The sequence below is a fragment of the Rhodococcus sp. NPDC058505 genome (genome assembly GCF_042720095.1).
Taxonomy (GTDB): domain Bacteria; phylum Actinomycetota; class Actinomycetes; order Mycobacteriales; family Mycobacteriaceae; genus Rhodococcus_G.
The window spans coordinates 73,125-90,588 of the sequence record NZ_JBHXNB010000010.1; the positions used below are offsets into that span (position 1 = coordinate 73,125).

Here is a 17,464-nt window from a genome sequence, read left to right on the forward strand (position 1 = left end):
CACGCCGCGCGGGCCCGGCGGGCCGTCCCCGTCCGCCGGGTCAGAACCGGACCAGGGTGAGCGCCAGCCAGACCGCACCCAGGATCATCAACGCCCACCCGGCCAGCGCCACGAACGGGAAGTAGACGACCGGCGGCACGAACGCCCACAGGATCACCGCGCAGGCCGTCGCGACGAGCACCGACACCGCGGCGACGGTCGCCCGCCACCACCGCGGCGGGACCGGCCGCGCCGCACCTTCCCCGGTCATCACACCTTTGCGGTCAGGTCCATGCCCGGCGCGGCGGGCGGTACCGCAGGCGTGGCCGCCGGGCGCCCCTTCCGTCCGCTGCGCAACCGCCTCTCGACGTACGTCGCCAGTGCGGACAGCGCCGAGTTCAGCACGATCATGATCGCCGCGACCACCAGCAGTGCGGGCAGGTAGTTGCCGTAGAACGCGCCGAGCTGCTGGCCGGACCGGACCACCTCGACGTACCCGATGAGGTAGCCGAGCGCGGAATCCTTCAGCGCAACCACCATCTGCGAGATGATCGCGGGCAGCATCGCCGCGATCGCCTGCGGCAGCAGGATGCTCCGCATGATCAGGCTCTTGCGCATGCCCAGCGCCCGCGCGGCCTCCGACTGCCCCTTCGGGAGCGAGGCGATGCCCGCGCGCACGATCTCCGCGATCACCGACCCGTTGTAGAGGGTCAGGCCGGTGATGACCGCGGCCAGCGCCAGGTAGGTCGACTTGAACACCTGGTAGTCGGCGAACACCTGGTACGCGAAGATCATCAGGATCAGCACCGGGATTGCCCGGAACACTTCCACGATCACCCCGGAGACCACGCGGACCGCCCGATGTTCCGACAGTCGCCCGACGCCGAGCAGGACGCCGAGCAGCAGCGCCAGCACGATCGACACCGCCGCCGCGATCAGGGTGCCGCGGATGCCGGGGACGAGGTACGTCGTCCACGACGAGGACTCGAGGAACGGCTCCCACTTCTCCGCCGTCAACTGCCCCTTCCCGTCGAGGGCGCGGTACACGAGGTATCCGACGGCGACGAGCACCGCGGCGGCAACGACCGACCCGAGGCGGTGGAGCCTGCGGGCCCGGGGACCCGGCGCGTCGTAGAGGACCGTTGCCCCGGTGCTCATCGGGCCACCTCCAACCGCTTGCCGAGATACCCGAACAGCAGACCCATCGGCAGCGTCAGGATCACAAAGCCGAGCGCGAAGATGCCGCCGACGACGAAGATCGCGGCCTCGTTCTCGATCATCGTCTTCATCAGCAGCGAGGCCTCCGCGACGCCGATCACCGAGGCGATCGTGGTGTTCTTGGTCAGGGCGATCAGCACGCTGCCGAGCGGTGCGATCACCGCCCGGAACGCCTGCGGCAGCACGATCAGCCGCAGGTTCTGCCCGAACGTGAGACCGAGGGAGCGGCCCGCCTCGGCCTGCCCGACGTGGACGGTGTTGATGCCGGCGCGCAGCGACTCGCACACGAAGGCGGCGGTGTAGACGCTCAGGCCGAGCACCGCGAGCCGGAAGTTGTTGTCCACCAGGAAGGTCGGTGAGTTCTCCGGCGAGAGTCGAACACCCATCGTCTGATAGAGGCCGAACGAGCAGAAGATGACGATCAGCGTCAGCGGGGTGTTCCGGAACACGGTCACGTACGCGGCCCCGAGCCACCGCGCCACCGGCACCGGCGACACCCGCATCGCGGCCAGCACGGTGCCGATGACGAGGGCGCCGATCGCGGCGAGCACGGTCAATTCGATCGTCGTCCAGAACGCGGAGATCAGCTGATCCCCGTACTTGGTGAGCAGGTTCACGGACGTTCCTTCTCCGTCCCCGCGCACCGTGCGTGATTTTTACCCCCATCGGGGTGAAACTCACGCACGGGCGCGGAGCGCCTCCTAGTAGCGGTCGACGGTCGGGGGCGCGGGGATCGGGTATCCGGACGGGCCGACGTTCTTTTCCAGCGCCGCCTGCCACGATCCGTCCGCGATCATCGCCTCGATCGCGTCGTTGATCCTGGCGCGGGTCTCGTCGTCGCCCTTGGCAAGGCCGATGCCGTAGTTCTCGGTGGTGAAGGTGTCACCGACCACCTTCAGCTGGCCCGGGTACTGGGCGGCGTAGCCGGCGAGAATGATCGCGTCGGTGGTCACCGCGTCGACGGCGCCGTTGCGCAGGGCCTCCACGCACGCCGAGTACGTGTCGAACTCCTGCAACTGCACCTCGTTGGCGTAGGTGTCCTTGACGTTCTGCGCCGGGGTGGAGCCGGTGACCGAGCACAGCTTCTTGCCGCCGTTGAGCGAGTCGGGCCCGGTGATGTCGGTGTTGTCGGCGCGCACCAGCAGGGACTGCCCGGTGGTCAGGTAGGGCCCGGCGAAGTCGACCTTCTCCTTGCGGGCGTCGGTGATCGAGTAGGTCGCGACCACGTAGTCGACCTCGCCGTTCTGGATCAGCGTCTCCCGCTGCGCGGACGGGGACTCCTTGAACGTGATCCCGGACGGCTGCACACCGAGCTTGCCGGCAACATAGGTGGCGACGTCGACGTCGAAGCCGCTGAACGTGCCGTCCGGGTTGCGCAGGCCGAGGCCGGGCTGGTCGAACTTGATGCCGACCGTGAGCGTGCCGGACTCGGCGCTCTGCACGGCGCTCCTCTGCTCGTCGCCGCCGCAGGCGGTCGCGACGGCGGCGACGGCGAGCACGCCGACCCCGACTCGCAGCGCACGGGTGATCCTCATGTGTTCCTCTCCTTCGGGTCGGGCAACGGGAAGTGCGGTCGGGTGCTCGGTCCGTGCTGTCAGTGACCGAGGATCTTGCCGAGGAAGTCCTTGGCGCGGGCCGATGACGGTGCGGTGAAGAACGTGTCCGGGTCGGTGTCCTCCACGATCTGGCCGTCCGCCATGAACAGCACCCGGTCGCCCGCCTTGCGGGCGAAGCCCATCTCGTGGGTGACGACGAGCATCGTCATGCCCTCCTTCGCGAGGCTGGTCATCACGTCGAGGACCTCGCTGACCATCTCGGGATCCAACGCCGAGGTCGGTTCGTCGAACAGCATCACCTTCGGGTTCATCGCCAGGGCCCTGGCGATCGCCACCCGTTGCTGTTGGCCACCCGACAGCTGGGCCGGGTACTTGTCGGCCTGGTTGCCGATGCCGACCCGGTCGAGCAGTTCGACGGCCCTGGCCCGCGCATCGGACTTGCTCATCTTCCGGACCTTGACCGGGGCGAGCATGACGTTCTCGAGGATCGTCTTGTGCGCGAACAGGTTGAACGACTGGAAGACCATCCCGACGTCGGCGCGCAGCGCGGCAAGCGCCTTGCCCTCCTCGGGCAGTTCGCGACCGTCGACGGCGATGACCCCCTCGTCGACGGGTTCGAGGCGGTTGATCGTGCGGCACAGGGTCGACTTCCCGGAGCCGGACGGCCCGACCACGATCACCACCTGCCCGGTGGGGACCTCGAGGTCGATATCGCGCAGCACGTGCAGATCACCGAAGTGCTTCTGCACCCCGGACATCGAGATCATGGCCCGTGCGGTGGCGGTGGGTGCGCCCGCGCCCGATTCACCCGCGTTCGTCATAGTCGTCGACCCTAGGTGCTGGGCAGGCGGAATCCGGGTGTTTGCGTGACGTCGGCCCGTCGACGTAACGGAACCTTTACCAAGGCAACGGATTGGTGCGGCTGCGCGAAATCCGGCCCCGAAGCCGGGTGGGGATCGCCGGACGGGTGTTTACTGGATCGGTACGACCACGGCCTGCCGAGGGGGCTTCATGACGTACGCGTACCCGAGTTCCGATCGACTCCGCCGGGCGGGGCGGCGGCGATGACCGCGGTGTCCCCGACGCCGGGTGTCGCGGCGTCCCGGCCGTTCCCGGCCCGCCTGGGGCCCAAGGGGTCCTATGTCTACCGGATGATCACCACCACCGACCCGAAGATGCTCGGCGTCATGTACCTGGTGACGTCGTTCGCCTTCTTCCTCGCCGGCGGCCTGATGGCGCTGCTGATGCGCACCGAGTTGGCCTTGCCCGGCATGCAGTTCCTGTCGAACGAGCAGTTCAACCAGCTGTTCACGATGCACGGCACGGTGATGCTGCTGCTGTATGCGACGCCGATCGTGTTCGGTTTCGCGAACTACATCCTGCCGCTGCAGATCGGCGCCCCCGACGTCGCGTTCCCGCGACTGAACGCGCTGAGTTACTGGCTGTACCTGTTCGGCGCGTTGGTCGTGATGGCCGGCTTCGTGACTCCCGGCGGCGCCGCGGACTTCGGCTGGACCGCATACAGCCCGCTGACCGACGCGGTGCACTCGCCCGGTGTCGGCGCGGACCTGTGGATCATGGGTCTCGCGGTCGCGGGTGTTGGCACCATTCTCGGCGGCGTCAACATGATCACCACCGTGGTCTGCCTGCGCGCCCCCGGCATGACGATGTTCCGGTTGCCGATCTTCACCTGGAACATCCTCATCACGATGATCCTGGTGTTGCTCGCGTTCCCGATCCTGACCGCGGCGTTGCTCGGGGTGTTCGTGGACCGGCATCTCGGTGCCCACCTGTTCGATCCGGCTAATGGCGGGAACCTGCTGTGGCAGCACCTGTTCTGGTTCTTCGGGCATCCCGAGGTGTACATCGTTGCGCTGCCGTTCTTTGGGATCATCACCGAGGTGATCCCGGTGTTCAGCCGCAAACCGCTGTTCGGGTACACCGGGATGGTGTTCGCGACGATGTCGATCGCGGCACTGTCGATGGCGGTGTGGGCGCACCACATGTATGCCACCGGCGCGGTGCTGCTGCCGTTCTTCTCGTTCATGACGTTCCTGATCGCGATCCCGACCGGCGTGAAGTTCTTCAACTGGATCGGCACCATGTGGAAGGGGCAGTTGACGTTCGAATCGCCGATGCTGTTCTCCGTCGGCTTCATCGTCACGTTCCTGTTCGGCGGCCTGTCCGGGGTCCTGCTCGCCAGCCCGCCGCTCGACTTCCACGTCACCGACTCGTACTTCGTGGTCGCGCACTTCCACTACGTGCTGTTCGGCACCATCGTGTTCGCCACCTACGCGGGCATCTACTTCTGGTTCCCGAAGATGACCGGCCGGATGCTCGACGAGCGCCTCGGCAAGTGGCACTTCTGGCTGACCTTCCTCGGCTTCCACGCCACCTTTCTGGTGCAGCACTGGCTCGGCAATGAGGGCATGCCGCGTCGCTACGCGGACTACCTGCCGTCGGACGGCTTCACGACACTGAACACGATCTCGACGCTCGGCGCGTTCGTGCTCGGCGCCTCGACGCTGCCCTTCCTGTGGAACGTGTTCAAGAGCTACCGCTATGGCGAGGTCGTCACGGTCGACGACCCGTGGGGCTACGGCAACTCCCTCGAATGGGCGACGACCTGCCCGCCGCCGCGGCACAACTTCACCGAGCTGCCCCGGATCCGCTCGGAGCGGCCCGCGTTCGAGTTGCACTACCCGCACATGTCCGACCGGATGCGCGCCGAGTCCCACGCCGGTGTCCGGTACCGGACGTCGGCGTCAGAGGTCGAGCGCAGTCGCGCGTGAGGGGGCACCGATACAGGGAAATCTGCCGAACCTGCCGTACATGGGATCGGACTGGGAGTTCTCCTTCCCCACGAATCTGTACATAATGTTCATCCGCTGGTGGAATCCGTTCTGACGAGCGGGCACGGTGACGGCGGCCAGCATCGTGAAGGGGGAGTGCCGTGCGCGCGGACATCGCTGACCGAGCCGACATCGGCACCCTGCTGCGCCGATTCTACGGCCGTGCCCTCGTCGACGAGTTGCTCGCGGAACCATTCACCGAGGTGCGGGAGCAGGGGCTTGAGTCGCATCTGCCGGTGATGTGCGATTTCTGGGAGACGCTGCTGTTCGCGGCGGGCACCTACCGGGGCAGCCTGTTCCGGATCCATCAGAACGCGCATGACCGGCACCCGTTCGGGGCCGAGCACTTCGACCGTTGGCTCCAGTTGTGGCACGAGTCCGTCGACGAGGCGTTCACCGGGCCGATCGCGGACCGGGCGAAGCAGCAGGGCGAGCGGATCGCGGTGGCCATGCACCGGCGAATGACGCACGCCCCGAGCCTGGCCGCGGAGGCCGTCCGCACCGGCGTTGCGGCGGCGCCGACGATGCGGCAGGGCGGAGCCGGGTCGGCCTGACGGTGCCGTTCGGTGCGGCCCGCGCGGGCCCGTACCCTGGACTGGTGGACACGATCGACCAAGACACCCCCGCATCGCGCAGCTATGAGGTCCGCACCTTCGGCTGCCAGATGAACGTGCACGACTCGGAGCGGCTGTCCGGTCTGCTCGAGGACGCCGGGTACACCAAGGCCGCGCCCGGCTCGGACCCCGACCTGCTCGTGTTCAACACGTGCGCGGTCCGCGAGAACGCCGACAACAAGCTGTACGGCACCCTCGGCCACCTGCGCCCGACGAAGGACGCGCACCCGGGCATGCAGATCGCGGTCGGCGGCTGCCTCGCGCAGAAGGACCGCGACACCGTGGTCAAGAAGGCGCCCTGGGTGGATGTGGTGTTCGGCACCCACAATATCGGGTCGCTGCCGGTGCTGCTGGAACGCGCCCGCCACAACGACGAGGCGCAGGTCGAGATCATCGACTCGCTCGAGGCGTTCCCGTCCACGCTGCCCGCCAAGCGGGACTCCGCCTACTCCGGCTGGGTGTCGATCTCCGTCGGCTGCAACAACACCTGCACCTTCTGCATCGTGCCCGCGCTGCGCGGCAAGGAGGTGGACCGCCGCCCCGGCGACATTCTCGCCGAGGTGCAGGCGCTGGTGAACGAGGGCGTCCTCGAGGTCACCCTGCTCGGCCAGAACGTCAATGCGTACGGCGTCTCCTTCGCCGACCTGGAGATCCCCCGGGATCGGGGCGCGTTCGCGAAGCTGCTGCGCGCCTGCGGCGAGATCGACGGTCTCGAGCGGGTCCGGTTCACCTCCCCGCACCCGGCCGAGTTCACCGACGACGTGATCGAGGCGATGGCGGCGACCCCGAACGTGTGCCCGCAGCTGCACATGCCGCTGCAGTCCGGGTCGGATCGCGTCCTCAAGGCGATGCGCCGCTCGTACCGCGCCGCCAAGTTCCTCGGCATCATCGAGAAGGTGCGGGCCGCGATGCCGCACGCCGCGATCACCACCGACATCATCGTCGGGTTCCCCGGTGAGACGGAGGAGGACTTCCAGGCCACCCTCGACGTCGTCCGGCAGGCGCGGTTCACCAGCGCATTCACGTTCCAGTACTCGAAGCGGCCCGGCACCCCGGCCGCCGAGATGGACGGGCAGCTGCCGAAGGCGGTCGTGCAGGAACGCTACGACCGGTTGATCGCACTGCAGGAGCAGATCACGCTCGAGGAGAACCGCAAACTGGTCGGCACCGAGGTCGAGCTGCTCGTGGCTGCAGGCGAGGGCCGCAAGAACGCCGAGACACAGCGGATGAGCGGCCGCGCCCGCGACGGCAGGCTGGTGCACTTCCGGCCGGACGGCAACCTCGACGGCGGAATCCGTCCCGGTGACGTCGTCACGGTCGCCGTCACCGGGGCCGCACCCCATCACCTGGTCGCCGACGACGCCGTCCTCACCCATCGGCGCACCCGTGCCGGCGACTCGCACGAACGTGGCATCACCCCCAAGACCCCGCCGATCGGTATCGGATTGGGGCTCCCGCAGATCGGTGCGCCCGCACCGCTGCCGACCGTGACCGGATGTGGAGCATGAGCGACAACCAGCCCGCCGACCCCAGCGAACAGTTCCGGAAGGACATCGACGCCGCCGAGAGGAAGGTGGCCCGCGAGATCGACCCCGGCATGCGGGCCCTGGTCGTCGCCGTCGGCGTCCTGCTGCTCGCGGGTACGTTCGCGCTCCCGCACACCGGTGCCGCGAAGGGATGGGACGTCCTCGCGGGGAACGAGGTGGCCCTCGCCGAGGACATTGCGCTGCCGTCGCGGGTCTTCGTGTGGTTGACGCTGGTGTTCGGCGTGGTGTTCGCGATGCTCGCACTGGCCACCCGCCGCTGGGCGCTGGCCTGGGTCGCGGTCGCCGGATCTGCCGTCGCGAGCGTGTTCGGGATGTTGGCGATCTGGTCCAGGCAGACCCTGGACGCGAACTCACCCGGCGCCGGTCCCGGGATCGGGCTGATCCTCGGCTGGATCCTGATCATGGTGCTGACGTTCCACTGGGTGCACGTGGTGTGGCAGCGCACCGCGATCCAGCTGGCCGCAGAGGAGGAGCGCAGGCGGCAGACCGCGGAGCGCGGCGACCAACTGCTGTGGGGCGATCGCTGACCCCGAGCGGGAGCGGCGACCCGACACGGCGCGGCGCGCGTCAGTCATTCGGTCCGGCCGACGACGGGGAGTCGTCGGCCGGACGCGTGACCTATTGGCAGGCGCCGTCTATCGGTCGCTGACGGCGGTGCCGTCTATCGGTCGCTGACGGCGGTGCCGTCTATCGGTCGCTGACGGCGCCCTCGGCGGCGTCGGCCCATTCGCGCCACTGCTTGGCCTGGGCGAGGGCCTTCTCCGCGTCCTTGGCCTTGCCTGCGGCCGTCGCCTTCGCTGCCTGCTCCTCGAACTGGGCGACCCGCTCCCGGAACTGGGCGGCGCGGGCCATCGCCTCGGGGTCGGTGCGCCGCCACTGGGAGTCGGCGGCGTCGCGGACCGTCTTCTCGATGGCGTGCAGTCGACCTTCGAGGTCGTGCATCTTCTCGCGGGGGACCTTGCCGATCTCGTCCCACTTCTCCTGCAGGTCCCGGAGCGCGGAGCGGGCGGCGTCGAGGCCCTTACTCGGATCGATGTGCACGCCCTTGAGCAGGTCCTCCTTCGCGGCCGCGTTGCCTTCGAACTCGGTGTCCCGCTCGGACGCGGCGGCGTTGCGATTGCCGAAGAACACGTCCTGCGCGGCCTTGAACCGCTTCCACAACGCGTCGTCGGCCTCCCGCGGGGCGCGTCCGGATGCCTTCCATTCGGCGAGCAGGTCACGGAAGGCGGCCGCCGTCGGGCCCCAGTCGGTCGACTCCTGCAGGTCCTCGGCGCGCTGGCAGAGTTCCTCCTTGCGGGTCTTGGCGGCGGCGCGTTCGCGGTCGAGTTCGGCGAAGTGGGCCCCGCGGCGCCGGTTGAACGCCTCCCGTGCCTTCGAGTACCGCTTCCACAGGGCATCGTCGAGTTTGCGGTCGACACCGCGGATCGACTTCCACTCGTCGAGGATCTCGCGGAGTCGGTCGCCCGCGGCCTTCCACTGGGTGGACTCGGCGCCGATGCGTTCCGCCTCGGCGGCCAACTCCTCCTTCCGGTGGGTGTGCTCCTCGCGATCGCGATCGCGTTCGGCCTTCTCCGCCTCGGCGGCCTCCTGCGATCCGGCGATGACGGCGTCGAGGCGGGTCGCGAGGGCGTCGATGTCCCCGATGACGGCGGCGGTCGGCAGGGTCTCCGCCAGGGCGACGGCGGCGGTCCGGGTGCGGCGGGCGTCGCCGGTGCCGGAGGTCAGGCGGGCCTCGAGCAGTCCGACCTCGGTGGCCAGGTCGTCGTACCGGCGGCCGAAGTGGGCCAGCCCCTCGGCGGCGTCGCCTGCCTGCCAGGACCCGATCTGGCGTTCGCCGTCGGCGGTGGTGACCCACGCGGTGCCGTCCTCGTCGACCCGCCCGAATCGGCTCGGGTCGCTCGGGGGTGTTGCGGCCGGGGCGTGCACGGCGGCGTGGGCAGCGATGTTCGCGGGACCGGGTTTGGCCGCACCGGGCTTGGGCGTGCCCGGCTTCGGGGCGCCCGGCTTGGGCGTGCCCGGCTTCGGGGCGCCGGGCTTGGGTGCGCTGGTGTCGGTCATGACTCCTCATCTCTGCCGCGCGTCACGGCTGCCGCTGCCTCGCTCGTCGCACGCCGATCCGCTCGTCGGTGCGCGCTGGTTCCATTCAACCCGGAACGAGGTGTCTACGACCATTGAAACAGTTCGGACCGCGAGAGTCGGGATTGTGCGGCGGTGCGGGGTCGATCTGGTCGCGGACCGTCGACACGGGGCGACTACCTTGGGCGGTGTGTTCACCGCCGCCGCACTGGTTTCCTCGCCGCCCCTGCTGCTTCCCGAACTGGCGGGCGCGGCGGCCGCGGAGACCGCCGACCTCCGGGCCGCGAGCATCGCCGTCGCTGGCGAGCTGGGGAGACTGGCGGCGGTGTGGACGGTGATCGGGGTCGGGGACACGGACACCGAGGTCGCGGCGGGGGTGCGGGGAACCTTTCGCGGCTACGGCGCTGACGTGCGGGTGGCGTCGGGGGCGGCAGGCGAGCATGGCGTCGCGGACCCGACCCTGCCCCTCGCGACGCTGACGGCGGGATGGCTGCGCGGCAGGGCGGCACCCGACGCGGAGTTCGACACGGTCGTCCTCAGCGCGGACACCCCACCGGCGTCCTGCGTCGACTTTGGCCGCCGGTTGCGGGCCCGGCTGGACGCGGATCCCCGGCCGCGGGGCGTGCTGGTGGTCGCCGACGGTGCGGCAACGTTGACCGCGAAGGCGCCCGGCTCCTTCGACGACCGTGCCCCCGCAGCGCAGGCCGACCTCGACCGCGCGCTCCGCTCCGGCGACGTCGACCATCTCGCCGCACTGGACCCGGTCATCTGCACCGGCCTCGGGATCGCGGGCCGCCCGGCGTGGCAGGCGCTGGCCGCGCTGTTCGGTGGCCCACCCGCCCGGTGCCGCACCGACTACCAGGGCGCCCCCTACGGGGTCGGCTATCACGTGGGGATGTGGCTGCCGTGACGGGAAGCGTGCGCCCGATCGCGGTGCTCGGCCCGACCGCGACCGGCAAGTCCGACCTCGGGCTCGCGCTGGCCGAGCGGCTCGGCGGCGAGATCGTGAACATCGACGCGATGCAGCAGTACCGCGGGATGGACATTGGCACCGCGAAGCTGCCGGTCGCGGAGCGGCGGGGCATCCCGCACCATCAGCTCGACGTCCTCGACGTCACCGAGACCGCGACGGTGGCCCGATACCAGCTGGCCGCGCGGGCCGACGTGGAGGCGATCGCCGCGCGGGGGGCCGTGCCGGTGATCGTCGGCGGGTCGATGATGTATGTGCAGTCGCTGCTCGACGACTGGGAGTTCCCGGCGACGGATCCGCGGGTGCGGGCCCGGTGGGAGGCGGTGCTCGCGGAGCAGGGGGTCGCCGGTGTGCACGCGGAGCTGACCCGCGTCGACCCGGCTGCCGCCGCCACGATCCTGCCGACCGACGGCCGCCGCATGGTCCGCGCGCTGGAGGTGGTCGAACTGACCGGGCGGCCGTTCGCGGCGTCCGCGCCGACGATCGGTGAGCCGCGGTGGGGGACGGTCGTCCTCGGCGTCGACCGCGACACCGCCGAACTGGACGAGCGGATCGACCAGCGGACCAGGGCGATGTTCGCGTCCGGTCTCGTGGACGAGGTGGCGGAGTTGGTGGCGGGAGGGCTCCGGGTCGGGGTCACCGCGCGCCGCGCGATCGGGTACGCGCAGGTGCTCGCCGCGGTGGACGGCGAGTACGACCTCGACGAGGCCCGCGAGCGGACCCTGATCGGAACCCGGCGGTACGTGCGCAGGCAGCGGTCCTGGTTCCGACGGGATCGCCGGGTGCAGTGGCTCGACGCGGCCCGACCCGACCTGATCGATGCGGCCCTGACGATTGTCGAGAAGCAGACGGAGATGCAGTGACGAAGAAGACCACCCCCCGGGCGGCGGGGGGACCGCCGCGCAGCGGAGCCCGCGACGCGACCGGGATGCGCAAGGTGACGGTGCGCAACGCCAGCTTCCAACAGTGGCAGTCGTACCTGACCACCCGCGCGAAGCGGACGAAGGCGGGCCGATTCCTGATCCAGGGCGTCCGTCCGCTGACCCTCGCCCTCGACAACGACTGGCCGATCGAGACGCTGCTGTACCGGGTGGACGGGCCGCCGCTGTCGGAATGGGCCAGGGGCGTCCTCGCCGGATGGGCCGGGGACTCGGTCGGGGTCGCGGGGGAGCTGCTCGCCGAGTTGGGGGAGCGGGCCGAGTCGGCGCCGGAGCTGATCGCGGTCGGGAAGACCCGGACCCGCCCGGTGTCGACGCTGACCGTGACCCGGTCCGAGCGGGCCCCGCTGATCGTGGTGTTCGACCGGCCGTCGTCACCGGGCAACCTGGGTACCCTGATCCGCAGCGCCGACGCGTTCGGGGCGGACGCGGTGGTGGTCACCGGGCACGCCGCGGACCCGTTCGATCCGCAGAGTGTGCGCGCGTCCACCGGTTCGCTGTTCGCGATGCCGGTGTACACCGCCGCAGATCCTGACGAGGTGGTCGCGTTCCGTGACCGCCAGAAGATGGAGTTGCAGATCGTGGGCACCGACGAGCACGGCGGTGTCACGATCGCCGACCACGACCTGAGAGGTGGAACGATCCTGGTGATCGGCAACGAGACCCGTGGCATGAGCGCGGCCTGGCGCGGCGCCTGCGACGTCACCGCCAGCATCCCGATCGGCGGTGCCGCGAGTTCGCTTGGCGCGCCGTCGGCCGGCGCGGTGTGTCTGTACGAGATCACGCGGCAGCGAACCGCTGCCGCGAGCGGTCGCGGTGCGGCCCGTCACGACCGGGAGGGCATCCGATGAACATCGCCGACCACCTGGCCGCCCGGATGAGCCTGTTCGGCGCCGCCGCATCGATGACCGCGGTCGCCCCGACCACCGCCATGCAGTTCAGCAAGGGGCACGGCACCGAGAACGATTTCGTGCTGCTGCCCGACCTGGAGGCGACGATCGACCTTGGCCCGGCCCGGGTGTCGGCGCTGTGCGACCGGCGCCGGGGACTCGGCGCCGACGGGGTGCTGCGCGTCGCGCGCGCCGGGGTGCTCAAGGAGGCGGGCGTGCTCGACGCCCTGCCGAAGGGCGTCGGGGTCGACGACTGGTTCATGGATTACCGGAACGCGGACGGATCGATCGCCGAGATGTGCGGCAACGGGGTCCGGGTCTTCGCGCATTTCCTGCGGGCGTCGGGCCTCGAACTTGCCGACGAGTTCGTCGTCGGATCCCGGGCCGGGGCACGCCCGGTGGTGGTGCACCGCCTCGCGGGGGCGACCGCCCAGGTGACCGTCGACATGGGTCTGGTCCGGGAACTGGGACCCTCGACGGCGACCGTCGACGGCACCGAGTTCACCGGGCTCGGCATCGACGTCGGCAACCCGCACCTGGCGTGCGTGGTGAAGGACCTGACCGCGGAGTCGCTTGCCGCGCTCGACCTGACCGCGCCGCCGCAGTTCGATGCCGCGTTCTTTGCCGACGGGGTGAATGTCGAGATCCTCACCCCGCTCGCCGACGGCGCCGTCGACATGCGCGTGCACGAACGCGGGGTGGGGGAGACCCGGTCCTGCGGCACCGGCACCGTCGCCGCGGCGATGGCCGCGCTGCGGGCCGCCGGCCGATCCGACGGGGAGGTGCGGGTCCGGGTCCCCGGCGGGGAGGTCGTCGTCGACATCGACGCGGGCAAGGCGACCCTGCGCGGGCCGTCCGTCCTGGTGGCATCCGGCAGCATCGACGAGACCTGGTGGTCGTCGCTGTAATCCGGATGCGTCGCGGTCGTCGGGCGTGGGACGATTGGGGTGTATGACGAACTCAGACGACATGACCCCCCGCACCGACCACCGCGATCACCCGATCAACGGCCACCACGACCCGTCGGTCGGCGAGATGCAGCTCGACGAACGCAGCGCCCTGCGCCGCGTCACGGGCCTGTCCACCGAACTGACCGACATCACCGAGGTCGAGTACCGGCAGCTCCGGCTCGAGCGGGTCGTGCTGGTCGGGGTGTGGACCTCCGGCACCGCCGACCAGGCCGACGCCAGCATGACCGAACTGGCCGCGCTCGCCGAGACCGCGGGCTCGGAGGTCCTTGAGGGCCTCGTGCAGCGCCGCGACAAGCCGGACGCCGCCACCTACATCGGTTCCGGCAAGGCCGAGGAACTGCGGGAGGTGGTCCTCGCGACCGGCGCGGACACGGTGATCTGCGACGGCGAGCTGACCCCCGCCCAGCTGACGGCGCTGGAGAAGGTCGTCAAGGTCAAGGTGATCGACCGCACCGCGCTGATCCTGGACATCTTTGCCCAACACGCCACCTCCAGCGAAGGCAAGGCGCAGGTCGCGCTGGCGCAGATGGAGTACATGCTCCCGCGCCTGCGCGGCTGGGGTGAATCGATGTCACGGCAGGCGGGCGGCCGGGCAGGCAGCAACGGCGGTGTCGGTCTGCGAGGTCCCGGTGAGACGAAGATCGAGACCGACCGCCGCCGGATCCGGGAACGGATGGCGAAGCTGCGCCGCGAGATCAAGGGGATGAAGGCGGCCCGCGACACCAAACGCACCCGGCGGCTGCGCAGCGACGTCCCGTCGGTCGCGATCGTCGGCTACACCAACGCGGGCAAGTCCAGCCTCCTCAATGCGCTCACCGGCGCCGGGGTTCTGGTGCAGGACGCGCTGTTCGCGACCCTGGACCCGACCACCAGGAAGGCCGAATTCGCCGACGGCCGCCAGTACGTGCTCACCGACACCGTCGGGTTCGTGCGGCACCTGCCCACCCAGCTGGTCGAGGCCTTCCGGTCCACGCTCGAGGAGGTCGCCGACGCGGATCTGCTGCTGCATGTCGTCGACGGCTCCGACCCGCTGCCCACCGACCAGATCAAGGCGGTGCGGGAGGTGATCACCGACGTCCTGCGCGAATCGGACGCCCCGGCCCCGCCGGAACTCCTGGTGGTCAACAAGATCGACGCCGCGGACCCGATCACCCTCACCCAACTTCGGGGTCTGCTGACGGGCGCGAGGTTCGTCTCGGCACGGACCGGCGAGGGCATCGCGGATCTGCGGGCCACCCTCGCCGAGATGGTCAGCCCACCCGAGGTGGAGGTCGAGGTCCTGCTGCCGTACACCCGCGGCGACCTGGTGGCCCGGATTCATGCGGACGGGCGGATTCTCGAGTCGGCGCACGAAGCGGAGGGCACCCTGGTCCGGGCGAAGGTGCCGCAGGCGCTGGCCTCCGCCCTGGACGGGTTCCGGCGCAGCGCCGTCTGACGCCGAGGAGCAGCCCGACCATGCCAGGAATGAGCGCTGCCGTGCGGACCCGACTGGCCGTGGTCGCCGCCGCGGTGTGCGGGATGGCCGGGGTGTCGGCCGTCCCCGCTCTCGCGCAGGGCGGCCCATCGGCCGCACCCTCGAGCGGTGCGGCCGTGGTCGATGCGCCGCTGGAGACCCTGTGCACGCCAACGGATCCCGGGCTCGCCGAGCTGTCCGGTCTGGCGTCGGACGGTGACCGGATGTTCGCGATCGGGGACAGCGGCACCGACCGGACGCTCTGGGTTCTCGGCCCCGACTGTGCGGTGACCGGGGCGCTGCCGGTGCCCGCGACCCCCACCGATGTCGAGGACCTGGCGCTGGTCGACGGTCGGCTGTGGCTGTCGGACACCGGCGACAACGCCCGGGTCCGGTCGTCGGTGGCGCTGACCGTCCTGGATCCCGGCACCGGGTCCGGCTCGACCCACCTGCTCGGCTACCCGGACGGTGCGCACGACGCCGAGGCCTTCCTCGTCGGGCGGGACGGCCGCCCGGTGATCGTGACGAAGGAGGTGCTCGCGCCGTCGGGGATCTACACCACCGACCTTCCCCTCGACGAGCTCCCGGCCGGACCGACACCGCTTCGTCGTGTCGGCCAGCTCACCGTCGCGCCCACCGACACCCCGGGCGGCCCGCTGCCCGTCGCGTCGTCGGTCCTGGTGACCGGGGGCGCGGTCAGCGGTGACGGCCGGGTGGTGGCGGTCCGCACGTACACCGACCTCTACCTGTATCCGGCGGCGGACGGTGATGTCGTCGCGGCGTTGACCGGTGCGACACCGGTCCGGGTGCCGATGCCGCATCAGCCGCAGGGCGAGGCCATCGCGTTCACCCCGGACGGCGACCTGGTGAGCGGGTCGGAGGCCGCGGACGGCCCGATGCCCCCGATTCAGGTCCTGCGGGGCGCCGCCGCGCTGGTCCCGCTGCCGGATCCCACCCCCGTCGACGAACCGCTCGCCGGACGTACCGGATCGGCTGCGGTCGCGGCCGCGCTGGTCGGGGTGGGCGCGGTGGTCATCGCCGCGGCCGGCGCCGCGGTCGTACGGTTCCGGTCGCGCCGGCGCTGACCGAACGGACCATCTGCTCGATCTGATCGACTGAACGGAAGCGTTCACTCGACCAGATCGACCGAATGTGCCGTTCGCTCGGCTCGTTCTCGGTGGAGGAACGGCGGTCGATGGCCCACGATGGAGGGCATGGACCCGGTCGAGGCATTGCGGGAGATCGCCTTCTGGCTCGAGCGCGGGCGGGCCGAGACGCATCGGGTCCGCGCGTATCGGCGCGCGGCGGACGTCGTGGACGCGTTGACCCCGGAGCAGCGGGACCGGCTCGGCCGCACCGAGACGTGGACGGCGCTGACCGGGATCGGGCCGAAGACGGCGACCGTGATCGGCCAGGCCTGGTCCGGGCGGGTCCCCGACTACCTGATCGAGGTCAAGGCGGCGGCCGGACGGATCGGGGAGGGGGGAGGCGAACTGCTCGCCGCGCTGCGTGGGGACCTGCACACGCACTCGGACTGGTCCGACGGCGGCAGCCCGATCGCCGAGATGATGCGCCGTGCCGCGCTGATCGGGCACGAGTACTGCGCGCTGACCGACCATTCGCCGCGGCTGACGGTGGCGAACGGGTTGAGCGCGGATCGGTTGCGCAGGCAGCTCGATGTGGTCGCCGAACTCAACGCGGACCTGGCACCGTTCCGGGTCCTGACCGGCATCGAGGTCGACATCCTCGACGACGGCAGCCTCGATCAGGATCCCGAGCTGCTCGCCGAGCTCGACGTGGTGGTCGCGAGCGTGCACTCGAAGCTGGCGATGGACCACGACGCGATGACGCGGAGGATGGTGCGCGCGGTCGCGAATCCCCTGGTCGACGTGCTCGGGCACTGCACCGGCCGGCTGGTCGAGGGTGGCCGCGGCACCCGCCGCGAGTCCACGTTCAATGCCGAGGTGGTGTTCGAGGCGTGCCGCCGGTTCGGGACCGCGGTCGAAATCAACAGCAGACCCGAACGCCGTGACCCGCCGTCGCGGCTGATCCGGACCGCACTCGACCGGGGCTGCGTGTTTGCGATCGACACCGACGCCCACGCGCCCGGTCAGCTCGACTTTCAGGGCTACGGATGTGAACGGGCGCAGGCGTGCGGGGTGCCCGCCGACCGGGTGGTCAACACGTGGCCGGTGGGCGAGCTGCTGGCCTGGGCGGCGGGGTGACGGTCGGACCGGGCACCGCCCGGCACGGTGCGGCCGCGGGTGGGAGTGCCGTTGACCGAGCCGCACGGCCGTGTCTAGTGTCCGTGTCGGCTCAGGAGCGCGACGCGACCGTGCGTCCGGTGCGTGGCCGCGCGACCCTCGCGCGCCGGAAGGGCCGCCGACGCGAAGGAACACA

At 70.5% G+C, this 17,464-nt stretch carries 17 protein-coding genes; 11 read left to right on the plus strand and 6 right to left on the minus strand.

What is annotated here, in order from left to right; all coding sequences use genetic code 11:
• Positions 1-40 precede the first annotated feature (40 nt).
• From ACFWPA_RS10250 to gluA, 5 genes are all read right to left on the minus strand, one after another.
• Positions 41-250, minus strand: a complete 210-nt coding sequence (locus ACFWPA_RS10250; protein ID WP_378508794.1) for a hypothetical protein — start codon at positions 248-250, stop codon at positions 41-43.
• A complete protein-coding gene (locus ACFWPA_RS10255; RefSeq protein WP_378508793.1) occupies positions 250-1,137 on the minus strand; it encodes an amino acid ABC transporter permease in 888 nt (295 codons plus the stop codon). Before ACFWPA_RS10255 ends, ACFWPA_RS10250 begins: the two co-directional genes overlap by 1 nt.
• The gene (locus tag ACFWPA_RS10260; RefSeq protein ID WP_378508792.1) at positions 1,134-1,814 is read right to left on the minus strand and encodes an amino acid ABC transporter permease; all 681 of its coding nucleotides are present in this window, start codon (positions 1,812-1,814) and stop codon (positions 1,134-1,136) included. The genes ACFWPA_RS10255 and ACFWPA_RS10260 overlap by 4 nt, the downstream gene beginning before the upstream one ends.
• A gap of 84 nt (positions 1,815-1,898) precedes the next feature.
• Positions 1,899-2,732, minus strand: a complete 834-nt coding sequence (locus ACFWPA_RS10265; protein WP_378508791.1) for a glutamate ABC transporter substrate-binding protein — start codon at positions 2,730-2,732, stop codon at positions 1,899-1,901.
• A 59-nt stretch (positions 2,733-2,791) separates the two neighbouring features.
• Positions 2,792-3,520 (minus strand): glutamate ABC transporter ATP-binding protein GluA, encoded by a 729-nt coding sequence (gluA, locus tag ACFWPA_RS10270; RefSeq protein WP_378508859.1) that lies wholly within the window; start codon positions 3,518-3,520, stop codon positions 2,792-2,794.
• Positions 3,521-3,817: 297 nt separating this feature from the next.
• Here gluA and ctaD point away from each other — a divergent pair, with 297 nt between their 5' ends.
• The 4 genes from ctaD to ACFWPA_RS10290 all read left to right on the plus strand — a co-directional run bounded on the left by ctaD (position 3,818) and on the right by ACFWPA_RS10290 (position 8,293).
• Positions 3,818-5,545, plus strand: a complete 1,728-nt coding sequence (gene ctaD, locus ACFWPA_RS10275; RefSeq protein ID WP_378570100.1) for a cytochrome c oxidase subunit I — start codon at positions 3,818-3,820, stop codon at positions 5,543-5,545.
• A 161-nt stretch (positions 5,546-5,706) separates the two neighbouring features.
• Positions 5,707-6,159: a group III truncated hemoglobin gene (locus tag ACFWPA_RS10280; protein WP_378508789.1), complete on the plus strand. Its 453-nt coding sequence runs from the start codon at positions 5,707-5,709 to the stop codon at positions 6,157-6,159.
• A 44-nt stretch (positions 6,160-6,203) separates the two neighbouring features.
• Positions 6,204-7,727 carry a tRNA (N6-isopentenyl adenosine(37)-C2)-methylthiotransferase MiaB gene (gene miaB / locus ACFWPA_RS10285; RefSeq protein ID WP_378508788.1) on the plus strand — a complete coding sequence of 508 codons (1,524 nt, stop codon included), beginning with the start codon at positions 6,204-6,206 and terminating at the stop codon, positions 7,725-7,727.
• Positions 7,724-8,293, plus strand: coding sequence for a hypothetical protein (locus ACFWPA_RS10290; protein ID WP_378508787.1), 570 nt, complete (start codon positions 7,724-7,726; stop codon positions 8,291-8,293). The genes miaB and ACFWPA_RS10290 overlap by 4 nt, the downstream gene beginning before the upstream one ends.
• A gap of 160 nt (positions 8,294-8,453) precedes the next feature.
• Here ACFWPA_RS10290 and ACFWPA_RS10295 read toward each other — a convergent pair whose 3' ends face one another.
• The gene (locus tag ACFWPA_RS10295) at positions 8,454-9,824 is read right to left on the minus strand and encodes a DUF349 domain-containing protein (RefSeq protein WP_378570101.1); all 1,371 of its coding nucleotides are present in this window, start codon (positions 9,822-9,824) and stop codon (positions 8,454-8,456) included.
• Between the two features lie 208 nt (positions 9,825-10,032).
• Here ACFWPA_RS10295 and ACFWPA_RS10300 point away from each other — a divergent pair, with 208 nt between their 5' ends.
• The 7 genes from ACFWPA_RS10300 (at position 10,033) to ACFWPA_RS10330 (ending at position 17,289) form a co-directional block, all read left to right on the plus strand.
• Positions 10,033-10,752, plus strand: a complete 720-nt coding sequence (locus tag ACFWPA_RS10300) for a hypothetical protein (protein ID WP_378508785.1) — start codon at positions 10,033-10,035, stop codon at positions 10,750-10,752.
• The gene (gene miaA / locus ACFWPA_RS10305) at positions 10,740-11,675 is read left to right on the plus strand and encodes a tRNA (adenosine(37)-N6)-dimethylallyltransferase MiaA (RefSeq protein WP_378508784.1); all 936 of its coding nucleotides are present in this window, start codon (positions 10,740-10,742) and stop codon (positions 11,673-11,675) included. The genes ACFWPA_RS10300 and miaA overlap by 13 nt, the downstream gene beginning before the upstream one ends.
• 65 nt (positions 11,676-11,740) lie before the next feature.
• Entirely contained in the window at positions 11,741-12,601 is an 861-nt protein-coding gene (locus ACFWPA_RS10310; protein ID WP_378508858.1) for a TrmH family RNA methyltransferase, read from the plus strand.
• An 80-nt stretch (positions 12,602-12,681) separates the two neighbouring features.
• Positions 12,682-13,548 (plus strand): diaminopimelate epimerase, encoded by an 867-nt coding sequence (gene dapF, locus ACFWPA_RS10315; protein WP_378508857.1) that lies wholly within the window; start codon positions 12,682-12,684, stop codon positions 13,546-13,548.
• A gap of 61 nt (positions 13,549-13,609) precedes the next feature.
• On the plus strand, positions 13,610-15,046 hold the full coding sequence (hflX, locus tag ACFWPA_RS10320) for a GTPase HflX (protein ID WP_378508856.1): 1,437 nt from the start codon (positions 13,610-13,612) through the stop codon (positions 15,044-15,046).
• Positions 15,047-15,075: 29 nt separating this feature from the next.
• On the plus strand, positions 15,076-16,149 hold the full coding sequence (locus ACFWPA_RS10325) for a hypothetical protein (protein WP_378508783.1): 1,074 nt from the start codon (positions 15,076-15,078) through the stop codon (positions 16,147-16,149).
• Positions 16,150-16,278: 129 nt separating this feature from the next.
• Positions 16,279-17,289 (plus strand): PHP domain-containing protein, encoded by a 1,011-nt coding sequence (locus ACFWPA_RS10330; RefSeq protein ID WP_378508782.1) that lies wholly within the window; start codon positions 16,279-16,281, stop codon positions 17,287-17,289.
• The last annotated feature ends 175 nt before the right edge of the window (positions 17,290-17,464 follow it).